Source organism: Mycolicibacterium anyangense (assembly GCF_010731855.1).
GTDB classification, from domain to species: Bacteria; Actinomycetota; Actinomycetes; order Mycobacteriales; family Mycobacteriaceae; genus Mycobacterium; species Mycobacterium anyangense.
The window spans coordinates 4552697-4567807 of sequence record NZ_AP022620.1 but is presented as its reverse complement, the minus strand read 5'-3'; the positions used below and the strand labels follow the sequence as shown (position 1 = coordinate 4567807).

Sequence of the window (15111 nt, the reverse complement as noted above, 5' to 3'; positions counted from 1 at the left end):
TCCCGGCGAAACGTGAATGTCGAGCTGACTAGGGTGGGCCCGTGGCCGTCACCGACATCTTCGCCCGGCGAGCGACGCTGGCGCGGTCGGTCCGGCTGCTCTCGGAGTTCCGCCACGAACAGCCCGACCCCGACCGCTTCTACGGGGCGCTAGCAGCCGATACCGCGGCCATGGTCACCGACCTGTGGTGTGCGGGGCACCCGAGCGGTCCTGCCGGGTGCACGGTCGTCGACGTCGGCGGTGGTCCCGGGTACTTCGCCTCGGCGTTCAGTGGGGCGGGCTGGGACTACGTCGGCGTGGAACCGGATCCGTCGGAGATGCACGCCGCCGATCATGTGCGGCGCAGCAGCCCCGGGGCCTTCGTGCGGGCCTCGGGGATGGCACTGCCGTTCGCCGACGGCAGCGTCGAGGTCTGTCTGTCGTCGAATGTCGCCGAACACGTGGCCCGCCCGTGGCAGCTGGGTGCCGAGATGTTGCGCGTCACCCGCCCGGGCGGGCTGGCGATCCTGTCCTACACGGTGTGGCTGGGCCCGTTCGGCGGTCACGAGATGGGCCTGACGCACTACCTGGGCGGCCACCGCGCGGCCGCCCGCTATACCCGGAAACACGGCCACCCACCGAAGAACAACTACGGATCGTCACTTTTCGCCGTCTCTGCCGCCGACGGCCTGCGCTGGGCGGCGGGCACCGGGGCTCTGGTCGCCGCATTTCCGCGCTACCACCCACGATGGGCCTGGAAACTGACGTCGATGCCCGGTGTGCGCGAGTTCCTGGTGAGCAATCTGGTGCTGGTGCTACAGCCGTCACATCCGCCCAAGTGAACAGGTTCTAGTTTTTGTCTTCAGTCGGTAGTGTGACGGGTATGACACAGAGCACCGCGTTCAAAACCGAATGGGACAAGCTGTTTATCGGCGGCAAGTGGGTCGAGCCCGCCACCGCCGACGTCATCGAAGTGCACTCCCCCGCCACCGGCGAGCTGGTCGGCAAGGTGCCGCTGGCCGCCAAGGCCGATGTCGACGCCGCCTGCGCCGCCGCCCGCAAGGCCTTCGACGAGGGCCCGTGGCCGCAGCTGTCGCCCGCTGAGCGCGGCGAGATCCTGGCCCGCGCCGTCAAGATCCTCGAAGAGCGCGCCGAGGAGTTCAAGTTCCTGCTGGCCGCCGAGACCGGCCAGCCGCCGACCATCGTCGACATGATGCAGTACGGCGCGGCGATGTCGTCGTTCCAGTACTTCGCGGGTGCTGCCGACAAGTTCACCTGGCGCGATTTCCGCGACGGGGTGTACGGCACCACGATGGTGGTACGCGAGCCGATCGGCGTCGTCGCTGCGGTGACCGCGTGGAACGTGCCGTTCTTCCTGGCCGCCAACAAGCTCGGCCCGGCTCTGCTGGCCGGCTGCACGATCGTCGTCAAGCCCGCCGCCGAGACCCCGCTGTCGCTGTTCGCCATGGCCGACGTCTTCGCCGAAGCCGGCCTGCCGGAGGGTGTGCTCTCGGTGGTACCCGGTGGCCCCGAGACCGGTCGTGCGCTGACCGCCAACCCGGAGATCGACAAGTTCACCTTCACCGGCTCCAGCGGCGTCGGCAAGGAGATCGCCAAGATCGCCGCCGAGCGGCTCAAGCCGTGCACCTTGGAGCTGGGCGGCAAGTCGGCCGCGATCATCCTCGAGGACGCCGACCTGGATTCGACGCTGCCGATGCTGGTGTTCTCCGGACTGATGAACTGCGGGCAGGCCTGTGTGGGCCAGACCCGCATCCTGGCGCCGCGCTCGCGCTACGACGAGGTCGTCGAAAAGCTCTCCGGCGCAGTCGCAGCCATGCCGATCGGATTGCCCGACAACCCGGGGGCCATGATCGGCCCGCTGATCAGCGAGAAGCAGCGCGAGCGGGTCGAGGGCTATATCAAGAAGGGTGTCGAGGAAGGTGCACGGCTGGTCACCGGCGGCGGCCGGCCGGATGGCCTGGACAACGGCTGGTTCGTGCAGCCCACCGTCTTCGCCGACGTGGACAACGCGATGACCATCGCCCAGGAGGAGATCTTCGGGCCGGTGCTGGCGGTGATCCCGTACGACACCGAGGAGGACGCGGTGCGCATCGCCAACGACTCGGTCTACGGGCTGGCCGGCTCGGTGTACACCACCGACAACGACAAGGCGATGAAGATCGCCGCCCAGATCCGCACCGGCACCTACGCGGTCAACATGTACGCCTTCGATCCGGGCTCACCGTTCGGCGGCTACAAGAACTCCGGCATCGGCCGGGAGAACGGCCCCGAAGGCATCGAGGCCTACACCCAGGCCAAGAGCGTGCTGCTGCCGTTCGGCTACCAGCCCGAATAGCCCGGCGAGACAACGGGAATGGCCCCCGCTCTGCGGGGGCCATTCTCGTGTCCGTAACGGTTCACCCGAGTGCCGACACTCAGCGGGCATGGGTATCACAGATCGCGCCCGCCGAGTCGCTCGAGCCATCGCCCAACCCGAGCTGGCGATGCTGCTGTCCACGGCGCTCATCGTGGCGGGCGGGGCTAGAACAGGGCGCGCACGATCATCTCGGCGACCGCGGCCGGCTTGTCCACACCGTCGATCTCGATGGTGTGCTTCACGGTGAGGTTGACGGTGTTGTCGTCGACCTTGTCGGCGCCGGCCAGCTCGGAGCGCACCCGCACCCGGCTGTCGACCGGCACGGCCGCCACGAAACGGACCTTGTTGAGCCCGTAGTTGATGGCCATCTTGGCGTTCTCGAGGCGGAAGTTGTCCTTGGACAGCGCCGGAACCAGCGACAGGGTGAGGAAGCCGTGCGCAATCGGTGCACCATATGGACTTTCAGCCTTGGCGCGCTCGATGTCGACGTGGATCCACTGATGATCACCGGTGGCGTCGGCGAAGTCGTTGATGCGCTTCTGGTCGATCTGGAACCACTCGCTGACGCCGAGTTCCTGCCCGACCAGCGCCTGGGCGCCGTCGATGGACGTGATCACCTGCATGGGGTCAACCCTTTCTCACCGGTTACCCCGCCATCTTGGCCGACAGCTAGAACGCCGCCTCATCCAGGTCCATGATGGCCAGGTCGACACCTTCTGCGATGCGGCGCTCGGCGGCCAGGCGGGGTAGCACGTTGCGGGCGAAGAAGGTGGCCACCGCGACCTTGCCGCGATAGAAAGACGTCTCCCGGGGGTCCGGCTCGCCGTCGAGGGCACCCAGGGCGATCTCGGCTTGCCGCAGCAGAAGCCAGCCGATCATCACATCGCCGACAGCGAGCAGGAACGGCACCGAATCCAGGCCGACCCGGTACAGCTCGCGGGCATCCTGCTGGGCACCGAACAGATAGCCGGTGAGAGTGGCGACCATGGCCCGCAGATTGTCGAGTGCGTCGGCCAGCAGGGCGCGGGCACCGGCGAGTTCCGGCCGGGCGTCCGGGCTGTCGATGAACGTCTCGATCTGCGTGACGACATGAGTCAGTGCCACCCCCTGATCGCGGGCGATCTTGCGGAAGAAGAAGTCCTGGGCCTGGATCGCGGTGGTGCCCTCGTAGAGTGAGTCGATCTTGGCGTCGCGGATGTACTGCTCGATCGGGTAGTCCTGCAGGAACCCTGATCCGCCGAACGTCTGCAGCGATTCGGTCAGCGTCTGGTAGGCCCGCTCGGACCCGACACCCTTGACGATGGGCAGGAACAGGTCGTTGATCCGCTCGGCAAGTTCCGCGTCAGCACCCGAGACCACCGCAGCAGCGGCCGGATCCTGATGGGCCGCAGTGTAGAGATACAGCGCCCGCAGACCTTCGGCGTAGGCCTTCTGCGTCATCAGGGCGCGACGTACGTCGGGGTGGTGCACGATGGTCACCCGCGGTGCGGCCTTGTCGGTCATCTGCGTCATGTCCGCGCCCTGGACGCGGAACTTGGCGTATTCCAAGGCGTTCAGATAGCCGGTGGATAGTGTCGCAATAGCCTTGGTACCGACGAACATTCGCGCGTACTCGATGACCTTGAACATCTGGGCGATGCCGTTGTGGACGTCACCGACCAGCCATCCGATGGCCGGCTTGCCGTGCAGGCCGAAACTGATCTCGGTGGTGGCCGACGCCTTGAGCCCCATCTTGTGTTCGAGGTTGGTGACGAAGGCACCGTTGAGTTCTCCCGGCTCACCGGTTTCCGGGTCGAACAGGAACTTGGGTACGAAGAACAGGCTGAGCCCCTTGGTGCCCGGTCCTGCTCCTTCGGGTCGGGCCAGCACCAGATGCATGATGTTCTCGAAGAGATCATCGGTGTCGCCGCTGGTGATGAACCGTTTGACGCCCTCGATGTGCCAGGTGCCGTCCCCGGCGTCGACCGCCTTCGTCCGGCCCGCGCCGACGTCGGATCCAGCGTCGGGTTCGGTGAGCACCATGGTGGCGGCCCACCCGCGGTCCACCGCGAGCTGGGCCCAGTGCTTCTGCTCGTCGTTGCCGATGTGGAAGAGGATGTTGGCCATGATCGGGCCGGCCAGGTACATGAACACCGCCGGGTTGGCGCCGAGCACCAGTTCGTTGATGGCCCAACTCACCATCGCCGGGGCCGGGACGCCGCCGACCTGCTCGTCAAGACCGACCCGGAACCACTCACCGTCCTGCCACGCCTTGAGCGACTTCTTGAACGGCTCGGGGATGGCCACCGTATGCGCGTCGGGATCGAAGGTGGGCGGGTGGCGGTCGGTCTCCGCGAACGACTCGGCCACCGGACCTTCGGCCAGGCGGGCCGCCTCGGCCAGCATCTGGCGCACGGAGTCGCCGTCGAGGTCTGCGTAGTCGGCACCATCGAGCACCTTCTCGAGGCCGAGCAGCTCGAAGAGGTTGAACTCGAGGTCGCGGACATTGCTCTTGTAATGGCCCATGCGCTTGCGCCTCCCGTTGCGGCTGAGCTGAGCCTAGCCCGTTCAGGTGGCCTGATCAGGGCGTTGAGGTGACCAACCGAACTATGATCTACACCATAGACATACCTCACACTCGATTCATCCCTGCAGGTCAGAGCTGCACGTTCGAGGTCAACTTTCGCGCACGAAGATTAATAGTTGCGCTTACGAAACTCTCATCTTATGGTCATAACCATAGTTATGGCACCGGCCCTGACCTGCCGCCCGAGGAGAACCACATGTGGCTGATCGAGCTCAACATCGCCGGCCACCGGTTCACTCGCCACGTCCCTGACAAGCGCAGACAGCTGTTCGGTCGCGGGGTCCGCGCACTGCCGTGGCGGGGTTCTTCGGTCCGCCCGTCCTCCGCGGCCTGAATGGCCGAAAAGGCACCTGAGGACACCGCGCGTCGAACCAGGGGTTCGACGCGGACCAAGATGTTGATGAGCGCCGCACAGGTGCTCCGCGAGCACGGCGCCGCCGGGGTGACGGTCGACGAAGTACTGGCCCGCAGCGGCGCCCCGCGCGGCTCGGTCTACCACCACTTTCCCGAGGGCCGCAGCCAGATCCTGCGCGAGGCGCTGGACTACGCGGGCAACGAGATCACCGCGAGTATCGACGAGGCGGCCGGCAAGAGCTCGACGGTCCTGCTGACCCGATTCGTCGAACTCTGGGAAGAGGCGCTGATCGCCAGCGACTACTCGGCTGGATGCCCGGTCTTGGCGGCGGCAGTCGGCTCCGGTGAGGACGATCAGCAGCTCACCGCACTGGCCGGTGACATCTTCAGCCGCTGGCGCGAAGCCTCCAAACAGGCGTTCATCCGGGAGGGTTTCGACGACACTGAAGCCGCATCCCTAGCCGACACCACCATTTCGGCGTTGGAGGGCGCGGTGGTGCTGTGCCGCTCGGTGCGCACCCTGCAACCGCTGCACGAGGTAGCCACTCAGATCGAATTCCTGATCAAGGCAAAGGAATTCGTCACAAAATTCGGTGTACCGAGCCTTAACTCCTGAACTGCCAACGCGCGCAGACGAAGTCACCGTTGACACCGGTCTCGGCCAACGTCCATTCCGACCGAATGGGCAGGACCGGCGCCCCCGATCCCAGACTGCACGGCGCGTAGGAGACGATCATCTCGTCGACGAGCCCGGCAGCCACGAACTGCGCGGCGACATCGCCACCACCGACCACCCAGACGTCCTTGTCACCTGCGGCCGCAACGAGCCGCGGGTGCAGATCGGTTGGTGCGCCACTGAATACCTGAACCGGGTGATCCTCGGCGATGATCTGCGGTCGGTGGGTGAGCACCCAGGTCGGCTGGCTGTACATCCAGGGTCCGGGCTGGTTGGCCAGCAGCCATTCGTAGGTCGCCGAGCCCATCACCAGAGCGCCGATCCCGGTTTCGAACGCCCGGTAGCCGAACGGGCCGTCGACGTCGATCTCGCGCGAGGTCAGCCAGTCCAGGCTGTGGTGATCGTCGACGATGAAGCCGTCCAGGCTGGAAGCGGTGAAGTAGACGGTGGCCATGTCTCGAGCCTATGGCCGACGTGTTGGAATACAGGTGTGACGACGTCGCAACAGCATGTCGCAGGGCAGGATCCCGAAACTCCGGAAAGCGTCCTGACCAGGTTCGCCATCACCACGCTGCAGGAGGACCAGGCTGCCGCCACCATCACGGCGGCGATGCCGATCGGCGGCATGGTCAACCCGTTCACCGGGGAGCCGACGATCGCCGCGCTGGCGATCCTGGTCGACGACGTGGGTGGGCGGGCGAATTACTTCCGTCGCGGGGCCGGGCAGTGGACCGTGTCCAGTGAACTCACCATCGACTTGAGCCCGGACGGAATAGACCGCATCCTGGCGGACCCGGACCAGCAGGTGGTCGCCAGCAGTCGGCCCATCGGTCCGCTCCGCGCCACCCTGCTGGCGATCTGCACGCTGACCCACGGCGACGTCACCATCGGCACCGGTACGGTCCGGACCGTCGTGATCAGCGGCGGCCCCGACGGCCCGGTGCCCAGGGGACGGGACCCGCTGAACCGCTCACCGCAGACCAGTCTGGCCGATCTCATGTCGGTGCAGCCGGTGCCGACCACTGCCGAGCCGTACACGTTGGCTCAGCGCGCCGACCCGATCGTCAACAACCTGATCGGGATCGTCCACGGCGGCGTCAGCAGTGCCGGCCTGGAACTGGTGGCCTCGGCCGCGATCAACGCCGGCCAGCACGACCCGCTGCGCACCGCCTCATTGCGGGTGAACTTCCTGCGACCGCTGTTCGCCGGTGAGCATTCACGCTATGAAGGAAGGGCCGTGCGGGTCGGCCGGAACTCGGCAGTCGGCGACGCACTGGCGATCGGCGACGACGGAAAGACCGCAATCATGGCGCGGGTGACGGGATACCGGTGAGCATCATGACCGACGACTTCGCGGCGCTGTGCGCCAATGAGCCCGAGCTGGCCCGGCTGCGGGCCTCGATCCGGTCCTTCCTGGACGCGGACCGGGCCGAATTCGGTTGGCAGCCAGCGGTCGACACGTGGCTGTCCAGCTGGGATGAGCCGTTCAGCGCGCGGCTCGGTGCAGCCGGATTCCTGGGCCTGACCATCCCCCGTGAGTACGGTGGCCAGGGCCTGAGCCATCTGCACCGCTACGTGGTCACCGAGGAACTGCTGGCCGTAGGCGCCCCGGTCGCCGCGCACTGGATCGCCGACCGGCAAGTCGCGCCCGGTCTGCTGGCCTACGGCTCCGAAGAGCAGCGTCGGCGGCTGCTACCGAAAATCGCAGCGGGCAAGCTGTTCTCGGCCATCGGGATGAGCGAACCGCAGGCCGGCTCCGATCTGGCCGCGGCGGCCGCCAAGGCCACCCGCACCGACGGGGGCTGGGTGTTGTCCGGAACCAAGGTGTGGACCAGCGGCGCGCATCTGGCACACCAGATCGTGGTGCTGGCCCGCACCAGCCCGGTGGACCCCGGGCGGCGGCACGCCGGTTTCAGCCAGTTCATCGTCCCGACGGACACTCGACCCACCCCCGGGTCGCTGCGCTCCTGCCTGCCGTCCGGCATCACCATCAGCCCAATCGTGCTGATGTCCGGCGAGCACCACTTCAACGAGGTGACCTTCGACGAGGTGTTCATCGACGACGACAACGTGCTGGGTGAGATCGGCAACGGCTGGCATCAGGTGACCGCCGAGTTGTCGTTCGAGCGCAGCGGTCCCGAGCGGATCCTGAGCACCGCAGCGCTGCTGACCGCGCTGATCCGGGTACTGGCCAGCCAGGACGACGTGGACGACCACACCGCGGCGGCCGTCGGTGATCTGGTGGCTCGGCTCATCTCGCTGCGTCAGCTGTCGGTGTCGGTGGCGCGCGAACTGGCCGAAGGTAAGGCCCCGGTGAACGAGGCGGCACTGGTCAAGGACCTGGGCACCCGATTCGAGCAGGAGTCGGCGGAGTTGGCCGCCGACCTGTTCTCCTACGTCGATTCGGGCGTGCCGGGGCGCGATCAGGTCGCAGCACTGCTGGACGTCGCACGACTGCACACGCCACTGTTCACCCTCCGGGGCGGGACCAACGAGGTGCTGCGCGGCGTCGTGGCCCGAGGGATGGGGTTGAGGTGATGAGCGCTTGCGCGAAGAACGGATGGCACCGATGAAAGCTCTGACCGGCGGGGTGTTCGCAACATCGCACAGCACAGACGATTTCGCTGAACTGCGGCAGCTCGCCGAAGATATCGGCACCCGCAGTTTCGATGAACGCATCGGCCACCGGTCGCTGCCCGACGCCTTCGACACCACCGCCTGGCGGCACCTGGAGGAAGCGGGGCTGACCCGCCTGACCAGCGATCCCGAATCAGGCGGCAGCCCAAGGGAACTCGCGTTGGTCCTGCGCGCCCTGGCGCGGCACGCGGTGACGGTGCCGGTGGCCGAAACCGACGTGCTCGCCGGCTGGCTGGCCGCTACGGCCGGGCTGACGGTGCCCGGCGACGGCCCGCTCACCGTCGCCCTGGGCGATCACGGGGTGTCGGCGATCACCGGTGTGCCGTACGCGTCCGAGGCCGGCGCCGTGGTGTTCGCATTGCGCGACGGCTCAGCACTGCGGGTGGCCGTCGCGCACCCGGGTGAACTGACCATCACCGCAGGACACAATGTCGGCGGTGAAGCCCGCGACACCGTGACCGTGCCCGAGCTCGACTTCGTGACCGTGGACGCCGCGGCCGAACTGGAGCGGCGCGGGGCCTGGGCGCGCTGCGTACAGGCCCTCGGTGCGCTCGACGCGGCGGTCGAGAACTCGGTGACCCACACCCGTGACCGCGAACAGTTCGGCCGGCCGCTGAGCGCCTTCCAGTCGGTGCAGCATGCCCTGGCCTCGATGGCCGGTGAGGTCGAAAGGGCACGTGCAGCAGCCGAACTCGCGGTCGCGGCCGTCGCCCAGCACGGGTTCGACAGCCCGCAGGCCGAGTATGCGGTGACGGTGGCCAAGGTGGTCCTGGGCCGCGTCGTCCCGACCGTCGTCACCGCGGCGCACCAACTGCACGGAGCAATCGGCGTCACCATTGAGCATCGGCTATGGCTGGCCACGATGCGGGCACGCAGCTGGATCGACGAATTCGGTGATACCGCAACCTATGCCCGCCGACTGGGTCGGATAACGCTGGCGGCAGCCCGGGACGGCGATCCGTGGGACGTGGTGGTCAGCGGCTGGGCCGGCTAGCGATCAGCTGCCGGTCCAGTTCGGTGTGCGCTTCTCGGCGAACGCGAGCGCACCTTCCTTGGCGTCGTTGGAGGCGAACACGGGCGCGAAGAGCTTGGCTTGATTCTTCCACTGGTCCTCGGGCGACCAGCCCCGCGACTCAGTGATGATCTGCTTGGTGACGGCCACCGCCAACGGACCGTTGACGGTGATCCGCTCGGCGAGCGCGATCGCTGCTTCCAGCGCGTGACCCGGCTCGGCCAGTACGTTGACCAGTCCCAGCTCGTGAGCACGTTCGGCGGGCAGGTTATCTCCGGTCAACGCCAACTCCATGGCGATCTGGTAGGGGATGCGCTGGGGCAGGCGCAGCAGACCGCCGCCACCGGCAACCAGTCCACGCTTGACCTCAGGAATGCCGAAGGCCGAGTTGTTGGCCGCGACGATGAGGTCGGTGGCCAGTGCGAGCTCGGTGCCGCCGGCCAACGCATAGCCCTCGACAGCCGCGATCAGTGGCTTGACCGGGGGGCGTTCGGTGAAGCCCAGGCCGCGGCCCTCGGCCACGACATTCTCACCGCGAACGAAGGCCTTGAGGTCCATGCCTGCGCAGAACGTACCGCCGGCACCGGTGACGATGCCCACGGATAACCCAGGATCGTCGTCGAGCTGGTCCATGGCAGCCGCCAGACCATTGCTCACGGCACCATTCACGGCGTTCTTGGCCTTCGGCCGGTTGATGGTGATGATCAGGATGCGGCCGCTCTGCTCTACGAGGACGGCGGGCTCTTCGGTAATGGCGTTATCGCTCATGCCGCTGATGGTAACCAGCGGGATTCACGCGTCGCACTCAGGGCGGTACGATCGGAAACTAGAACACGTTCCATTTCCTCCAGGAGGCCGGTATGGGCGCGCGCGAGGCGACCCGCGGCGACACCGCGAAGTGGGATCCTCAGCTGGTCGAGCGCACCATGTCGGTCCTTCGGCCGTTCCTGCGGCTCTACCACCGCAGCGAGGTCCGCGGCTTGGAGTCGTTCCCGCACGGCGGCGCCCTGGTGGTCAGCAACCACTCCGGCGGCCTGTTCGCCATGGATGTGCCGATATTCGCGCTCGGGTTCTACGACACCTTCGGCTACGACCGGCCGGTCTACACGCTCAGCCACGACATGCTGATGACCGGTCCGACCGCCGACTTCTTCATCCGCAACGGATTCATCCGCGCCAACGCCGCCAACGCCGAGCAGGCGTTGCGTTCCGGCGGCGTGGTGGTGGTGTTCCCTGGCGGTGACTACGACGTCTACCGGCCGACGTTGCAGGAGAACAGGATCGACTTCGACGGCCGGACTGGGTACGTCAAGGCAGCCCTCAACGCCGGGGTGCCGATCGTTCCCGCTGTCGCCATCGGCGGTCAGGAGAGCCAGCTGTACCTGTCCCGCGGCACCGGGCTCGCCAAGCTGCTGCGCCTGGACAAGATCCTGCGCAGCAAGGTGCTGCCCATCTCGTTCGGCTTCCCGTTCGGGTTGAGTGCCGTGCTGCCGGTCAACGTGCCGCTGCCCACCAAGATCGTCACCCAGGTGCTCGAACCGATCGACATCGCCGAGCAGTTCGGTGCCGAACCCGACATCGACGCCGTCGATGCGTACGTCCGCCGCGTCATGCAGCAGGCTCTCGACGAGCTTGCCAAAGAACGCCGGCTGCCGGTGATCGGCTGATGAACCCCCTGCCGCGGCTCACCGCCGTGGGTGCCGCTGTCACCACGCTGGCCAGGGCCGGGTTCCTGACACCGATGCGCCCGGACCGGACGCTGCGGATGATCGCGGCCGCCCGTGACGAAGGTCTCTCCATCACAACGGGTTTCGCCACCGCGGCAGCGCGGTACCCGGACCGCCCCGGCCTGATCGACGAACTCGGGACGTTGACCTGGCGGGAGCTCGACGCCGACTCCCATGCCCTGGCCGCCGCGCTGCAGCATCTACCGGGCGGCACACCGCAGGTGGTGGGGGTGATGTGCCGCAACCACCGCGGCTTCGTCGAAGCACTGATCGCGACCACCCGCATCGGCGCCGACGTGCTGCTGCTCAACACGGCCTTCGCCGGTCCCGCGCTGGCCGAGGTGGTCAACCGCGAAGGCGTCGACACCGTCATCTACGACGAGGAGTTCAGCGCCTCGGTGGACCAGGCCCTGGCCAACCAACCGGCCGCGCGGCGCATCCTGGCCTGGACCGACACCGCCACCGACGCCCCCACTGTCGAGGCGCTCGTCACCACCCACCGCGGCCAGCGCGCGGCGAAGGCAACCCGCACCAGCAAGCTGATCCTGCTGACGTCAGGAACCACCGGAACACCCAAGGGCGCCAAACACTCCGGCGGCGGGGCGAGCAATCTGGTGGCGATCCTGCGCCGCACCCCATGGCGCCTGGGTGAGACGACGGTGGTGGTGGCGCCGATGTTCCACGCGTGGGGGTTCTCCCAACTCGTGTTCGCCTCCGCGATGGCGTGCACCGTGGTGACCCGGCGAAAGTTCGACCCCGAGGCCACCTTGGCGCTGGTCGACGAGCACCGGGCCACCGGGCTGTGCGTGGTGCCGGTGATGTTCGACCGCATCATGGACCTGCCCGAGGAGGTGCTCGACCGCTACAGCGGCCGTACCCTGCGGTTCGCCGCCTGCTCGGGCTCCCGGATGCGCCCCGACGTGGTGATCGCCTTCATGGACCGGTTCGGCGACGTCATCTACAACAACTACAACGCCACCGAGGCGGGCATGATCGCGACCGCCACACCGCGGGACCTGCGGGCCGCCCCCGACACCGCGGGCACCCCGGCCGTGAGCACCGAGATCCGGATCTACGACGCCGAGTTCAACGAGGTACCCGCCGGAACCGTGGGCCGGATATTCGTCAAGAACGACACCCAGTTCGACGGCTATACCTCGGGCACCACCAAGGACTTTCGCGACGGCTACATGTCGTCGGGCGATTTGGGCCGGGTGGACGCAGCCGGGCGGTTGTTCGTCGTGGGGCGCGACGACGAGATGATCGTCTCCGGCGGCGAGAACGTCTACCCGATCGAGGTCGAGAAGACCTTGACCACCCATCCCGAGGTGGCCGAGGCCACCGTGCTCGGCGTCGACGATCAGCAGTACGGGCAGCGGCTGGTGGCGTTCGTGGTGCTCACCGAAGCCGCCGTCGCCACCCCCGATGACCTGAAAGCGCACGTCCGGGAGAACCTGGCCAACTACAAAGTCCCGCGGGAGATCACCATCCTGACCGAGCTGCCTCGCGGCAGCACTGGCAAGATTCTACGTAATGAACTCCTCGCCCTCCGCACGCCTGATCGCTGAGCTTCGCCGACCGCGGCCGCTGCTGCGCTCGATCGTCGAACTGGCCAATGCCGCCAACGGATTTCGCCCTTTGGCCCGCCGGGGCTACCCGACTCTGGCGGTATTCTGGGTTGGCTGGCCCACCTCGGAGTTGCCGGCGTTCTACGCCGCCGGGTCGATGCTCGACGCCGCGCGCCGCGGACTGCGCGGCGACTTCCGTGGCCGGCGCGGCCTGGTGGCGCTGGGGCTGACCGCGCTGTCCTGGGGGTTCCTGGCCGCGATCCAGCGCCGCAACCTCACCACCCCGCGCCCGGTACTGCGCGCGGCCTTGGTGGACGGTCTCGGCGAAGACTTCGCCGATGTCCTGGACACCCTGCCGACCACACCGTCGCCGACGGGGCGCCCGACGGCGTGGCGCACCACCTGGTCGCGCCGAAAGTTCGTGGAGAAGACCAATATCGTCACCTACGGGCCGCACGGGCGAGCCAACCTGGCCGACGTGTGGCGCCGCCGCGATCTGCCCACGGACGGTAAGGCTCCGGTGCTGCTGGAGGTGCCGGGCGGCGCGTGGGCACTGGGCTGGCGCCGCCCGCAGGCCTACCCGCTGATGAGCCATCTGGCCGACCGCGGCTGGATCTGCGTGGCGATGAACTATCGGGTCAGCCCCGCCCACACCTGGCCGGACCACATCGTGGACGTCAAGCGGGCGTTGGCCTGGGTCAAAGACCACATCGCCGAATACGGTGGCGACCCGAATTTCGTTGCGATCACCGGTGGTTCGGCCGGCGGTCATCTGGCTGCGCTGGCGGCCCTGACCCAGAACGATCCGCAGTACCAACCGGGTTTCGAAAGCGCCGACACCTCGGTGGTGGCCGCCGTACCGGTCTACGGGCGCTACGACTGGTACACCACCCGCGGTAGCGGACGCCGCGAGTTCATCGGCTACCTCGAGCGGCTGGTGGTCAAGCGCCAGTTCAGCCGATTCCGCGACATCTATGTCGACGCCTCCCCGATCCGCCGGTTGCGTCCTGATGCCCCGCCGTTCTTCATCCTGCACGGCGAGCATGACTCGCTGATCCCCGTGGTTGAGGCCCGCGAGTTCGTCGAGGAACTGCGCACGGTGTCCCAGTCGCAGGTGCTCTACGCCGAGCTGCCCGGCGCTCAGCATGCGTTCGACATCTTCTCCACGCCCCGGGCACACAGCTCCGCCGAGGCGGTCGGCCAGTTCCTGTCGTGGGTGTATGCCAGCCGGATGCCGAAGGGGGACAATACCGATGCGTGAGCGTCTCCGGCAGGTGCGGCGCATCAGTGTCCGGCGAATCCTCGGCTTCGGCGCGGTGCTCGCCATCATCGTCGCCGCCAGCGTCAGCGGCTTCCTGGTCAGCAACAGCAACACCGACCAGGTGACCGACTTCGGTGACTTCGACAACCCGAACCGGGTCGAGGTCACCGCCTGGATCACCAAGATCGACACCGCCGGCCAGGCCTACTCGATGACCGTCACCGATGTCCGCCCGTTTGGCTCACTGGCCGACGACTCAGGTAATTTCGCCAAGGACGCCACGCTGTTCACCAACGCAGTCGGCAATTGGCGCGACCCGATCAAGGCCGGTGACTCCGCACCCGATGTCGAACAGCGCATGTTCATGACCGGGCATGTCACCAATTACCCCTTCGACCGGTATCAGTCGACGATGGAGCTGCACGTCATCGACGGCGACGGCACCGAACTACCGACCGCCGTCACGGTGATGAACACCGATTTGTTCTTCCAGATCGACACCGCCAAGGCCACCTCCTCGAGCGGCGGCACGCTGATCCGGCTCGGCATCCACCGCAGCGCACCGACCCTGGTGTTCGCGGTGTTCATCATGGTGCTGATGCTCGGTCTGTCGGCCGCCGCGGTGGCAGCCGCCTTTTACGTCCTGCACTGGCGGCGGGGGTTGATCTTCCCGGCGTGTTCGATGATGGCCGCCATCCTGTTCGCCCTGATCCCGCTGCGCAATGCGGTTCCCGGCAGCCCACCGATCGGCTCGATCATCGACTTCGGATCGTTTTTCATCGCCGAGGCCATCATCTCGATCTCGCTGATCACCAGCGTGCTCCTGGGGTTCCGCCATCAGCTGAGCATCGAACGTACCGACACCACCGAATCGATCGACGAACCCGGGGAGGCCCACAGCCAGACCCCCGCCGCCGAGGCCGATGACCCCGACACAGTGGTCCCGGCCTGACG

Annotated in this window: 15 protein-coding genes; 11 read left to right on the top strand and 4 right to left on the bottom strand. The window is 67.3% G+C overall.

The features are described 5' to 3' along the window. Positions 1-41 precede the first annotated feature (41 nt). Both G6N35_RS21635 and G6N35_RS21630 read left to right on the top strand, forming a co-directional pair. Entirely contained in the window at positions 42-821 is a 780-nt protein-coding gene (locus G6N35_RS21635; protein WP_163806089.1) for a class I SAM-dependent methyltransferase, read from the top strand. A gap of 41 nt (positions 822-862) precedes the next feature. After that, positions 863-2335, top strand: coding sequence for an aldehyde dehydrogenase (locus tag G6N35_RS21630; protein ID WP_163806088.1), 1473 nt, complete (start codon positions 863-865; stop codon positions 2333-2335). Between the two features lie 185 nt (positions 2336-2520). Here the strand turns inward: G6N35_RS21630 and G6N35_RS21625 are convergent, their stop codons facing one another. Both G6N35_RS21625 and G6N35_RS21620 read right to left on the bottom strand, forming a co-directional pair. Continuing rightward, the gene (locus tag G6N35_RS21625; RefSeq protein ID WP_163806087.1) at positions 2521-2979 is read right to left on the bottom strand and encodes a MaoC family dehydratase; all 459 of its coding nucleotides are present in this window, start codon (positions 2977-2979) and stop codon (positions 2521-2523) included. Positions 2980-3025: 46 nt separating this feature from the next. Next, positions 3026-4861, bottom strand: a complete 1836-nt coding sequence (locus G6N35_RS21620; RefSeq protein WP_163806086.1) for an acyl-CoA dehydrogenase — start codon at positions 4859-4861, stop codon at positions 3026-3028. A gap of 257 nt (positions 4862-5118) precedes the next feature. Between G6N35_RS21620 and G6N35_RS26970 the strand changes: the two genes are divergently transcribed. Both G6N35_RS26970 and G6N35_RS21615 read left to right on the top strand, forming a co-directional pair. After that, entirely contained in the window at positions 5119-5256 is a 138-nt protein-coding gene (locus G6N35_RS26970; protein ID WP_170313144.1) for a hypothetical protein, read from the top strand. A gap of 60 nt (positions 5257-5316) precedes the next feature. Then, entirely contained in the window at positions 5317-5892 is a 576-nt protein-coding gene (locus tag G6N35_RS21615; protein WP_163806085.1) for a TetR/AcrR family transcriptional regulator, read from the top strand. Here the strand turns inward: G6N35_RS21615 and G6N35_RS21610 are convergent. After that, the gene (locus tag G6N35_RS21610) at positions 5882-6406 is read right to left on the bottom strand and encodes a dihydrofolate reductase family protein (RefSeq protein ID WP_163806084.1); all 525 of its coding nucleotides are present in this window, start codon (positions 6404-6406) and stop codon (positions 5882-5884) included. The two genes, G6N35_RS21615 and G6N35_RS21610, sit on opposite strands and share 11 nt — an antisense overlap. Positions 6407-6442: 36 nt before the next feature. Between G6N35_RS21610 and G6N35_RS21605 the strand changes: the two genes are divergently transcribed. Genes G6N35_RS21605 through G6N35_RS21595 form a run of 3 tightly spaced genes read left to right on the top strand, consistent with a single transcriptional unit; the run spans position 6443 to position 9583 of the window. After that, on the top strand, positions 6443-7285 hold the full coding sequence (locus tag G6N35_RS21605; protein WP_246224455.1) for a PaaI family thioesterase: 843 nt from the start codon (positions 6443-6445) through the stop codon (positions 7283-7285). 5 nt (positions 7286-7290) lie between these two features. After that, positions 7291-8490, top strand: coding sequence for an acyl-CoA dehydrogenase family protein (locus tag G6N35_RS21600; RefSeq protein ID WP_163806083.1), 1200 nt, complete (start codon positions 7291-7293; stop codon positions 8488-8490). Between the two features lie 31 nt (positions 8491-8521). Then, a complete protein-coding gene (locus G6N35_RS21595) occupies positions 8522-9583 on the top strand; it encodes an acyl-CoA dehydrogenase family protein (protein ID WP_163806082.1) in 1062 nt (353 codons plus the stop codon). Positions 9584-9586: 3 nt separating this feature from the next. On the opposite strand, the gene G6N35_RS21590 is transcribed toward G6N35_RS21595, so the two are convergent. Continuing rightward, a complete protein-coding gene (locus tag G6N35_RS21590) occupies positions 9587-10378 on the bottom strand; it encodes a crotonase/enoyl-CoA hydratase family protein (RefSeq protein ID WP_163807853.1) in 792 nt (263 codons plus the stop codon). Positions 10379-10461: 83 nt separating this feature from the next. On the opposite strand from G6N35_RS21590, the gene G6N35_RS21585 reads away from it, so the two are divergent. Genes G6N35_RS21585 through G6N35_RS21570 form a run of 4 tightly spaced genes read left to right on the top strand, consistent with a single transcriptional unit; the run spans position 10462 to position 15109 of the window. After that, positions 10462-11268, top strand: a complete 807-nt coding sequence (locus G6N35_RS21585) for a 1-acyl-sn-glycerol-3-phosphate acyltransferase (protein WP_163806081.1) — start codon at positions 10462-10464, stop codon at positions 11266-11268. Beyond that, entirely contained in the window at positions 11268-12896 is a 1629-nt protein-coding gene (fadD12, locus tag G6N35_RS21580; RefSeq protein ID WP_163806080.1) for an acyl-CoA ligase FadD12, read from the top strand. Before G6N35_RS21585 ends, fadD12 begins: the two co-directional genes overlap by 1 nt. After that, positions 12862-14157, top strand: coding sequence for an alpha/beta hydrolase (locus tag G6N35_RS21575; RefSeq protein ID WP_163806079.1), 1296 nt, complete (start codon positions 12862-12864; stop codon positions 14155-14157). Before fadD12 ends, G6N35_RS21575 begins: the two co-directional genes overlap by 35 nt. Beyond that, complete coding sequence (locus G6N35_RS21570) at positions 14150-15109, top strand: DUF8686 domain-containing protein (protein WP_246224453.1); 960 nt, start codon at positions 14150-14152, stop codon at positions 15107-15109. Before G6N35_RS21575 ends, G6N35_RS21570 begins: the two co-directional genes overlap by 8 nt. Positions 15110-15111: the final 2 nt, after the last annotated feature.

Bases quoted from the DNA above. Each gene is read 5' to 3' on its own strand.
- G6N35_RS21630 (WP_163806088.1), top strand. From the start codon at position 863: ATGACACAGAGCACCGCGTTCAAAACCGAATGGGACAAGCTGTTTATC.
- G6N35_RS21610 (WP_163806084.1), bottom strand. From the start codon at position 6,406: ATGGCCACCGTCTACTTCACCGCTTCCAGCCTGGACGGCTTCATCGTC.
- G6N35_RS21615 (WP_163806085.1), top strand. From the start codon at position 5,317: ATGTTGATGAGCGCCGCACAGGTGCTCCGCGAGCACGGCGCCGCCGGG.
- fadD12 (WP_163806080.1), top strand. From the start codon at position 11,268: ATGAACCCCCTGCCGCGGCTCACCGCCGTGGGTGCCGCTGTCACCACG.
- G6N35_RS21625 (WP_163806087.1), bottom strand. From the start codon at position 2,979: ATGCAGGTGATCACGTCCATCGACGGCGCCCAGGCGCTGGTCGGGCAG.
- G6N35_RS21620 (WP_163806086.1), bottom strand. From the start codon at position 4,861: ATGGGCCATTACAAGAGCAATGTCCGCGACCTCGAGTTCAACCTCTTC.
- G6N35_RS21575 (WP_163806079.1), top strand. From the start codon at position 12,862: ATGAACTCCTCGCCCTCCGCACGCCTGATCGCTGAGCTTCGCCGACCG.
- G6N35_RS21595 (WP_163806082.1), top strand. From the start codon at position 8,522: ATGAAAGCTCTGACCGGCGGGGTGTTCGCAACATCGCACAGCACAGAC.
- G6N35_RS21585 (WP_163806081.1), top strand. From the start codon at position 10,462: ATGGGCGCGCGCGAGGCGACCCGCGGCGACACCGCGAAGTGGGATCCT.
- G6N35_RS26970 (WP_170313144.1), top strand. From the start codon at position 5,119: ATGTGGCTGATCGAGCTCAACATCGCCGGCCACCGGTTCACTCGCCAC.
- G6N35_RS21570 (WP_246224453.1), top strand. From the start codon at position 14,150: ATGCGTGAGCGTCTCCGGCAGGTGCGGCGCATCAGTGTCCGGCGAATC.
- G6N35_RS21600 (WP_163806083.1), top strand. From the start codon at position 7,291: ATGACCGACGACTTCGCGGCGCTGTGCGCCAATGAGCCCGAGCTGGCC.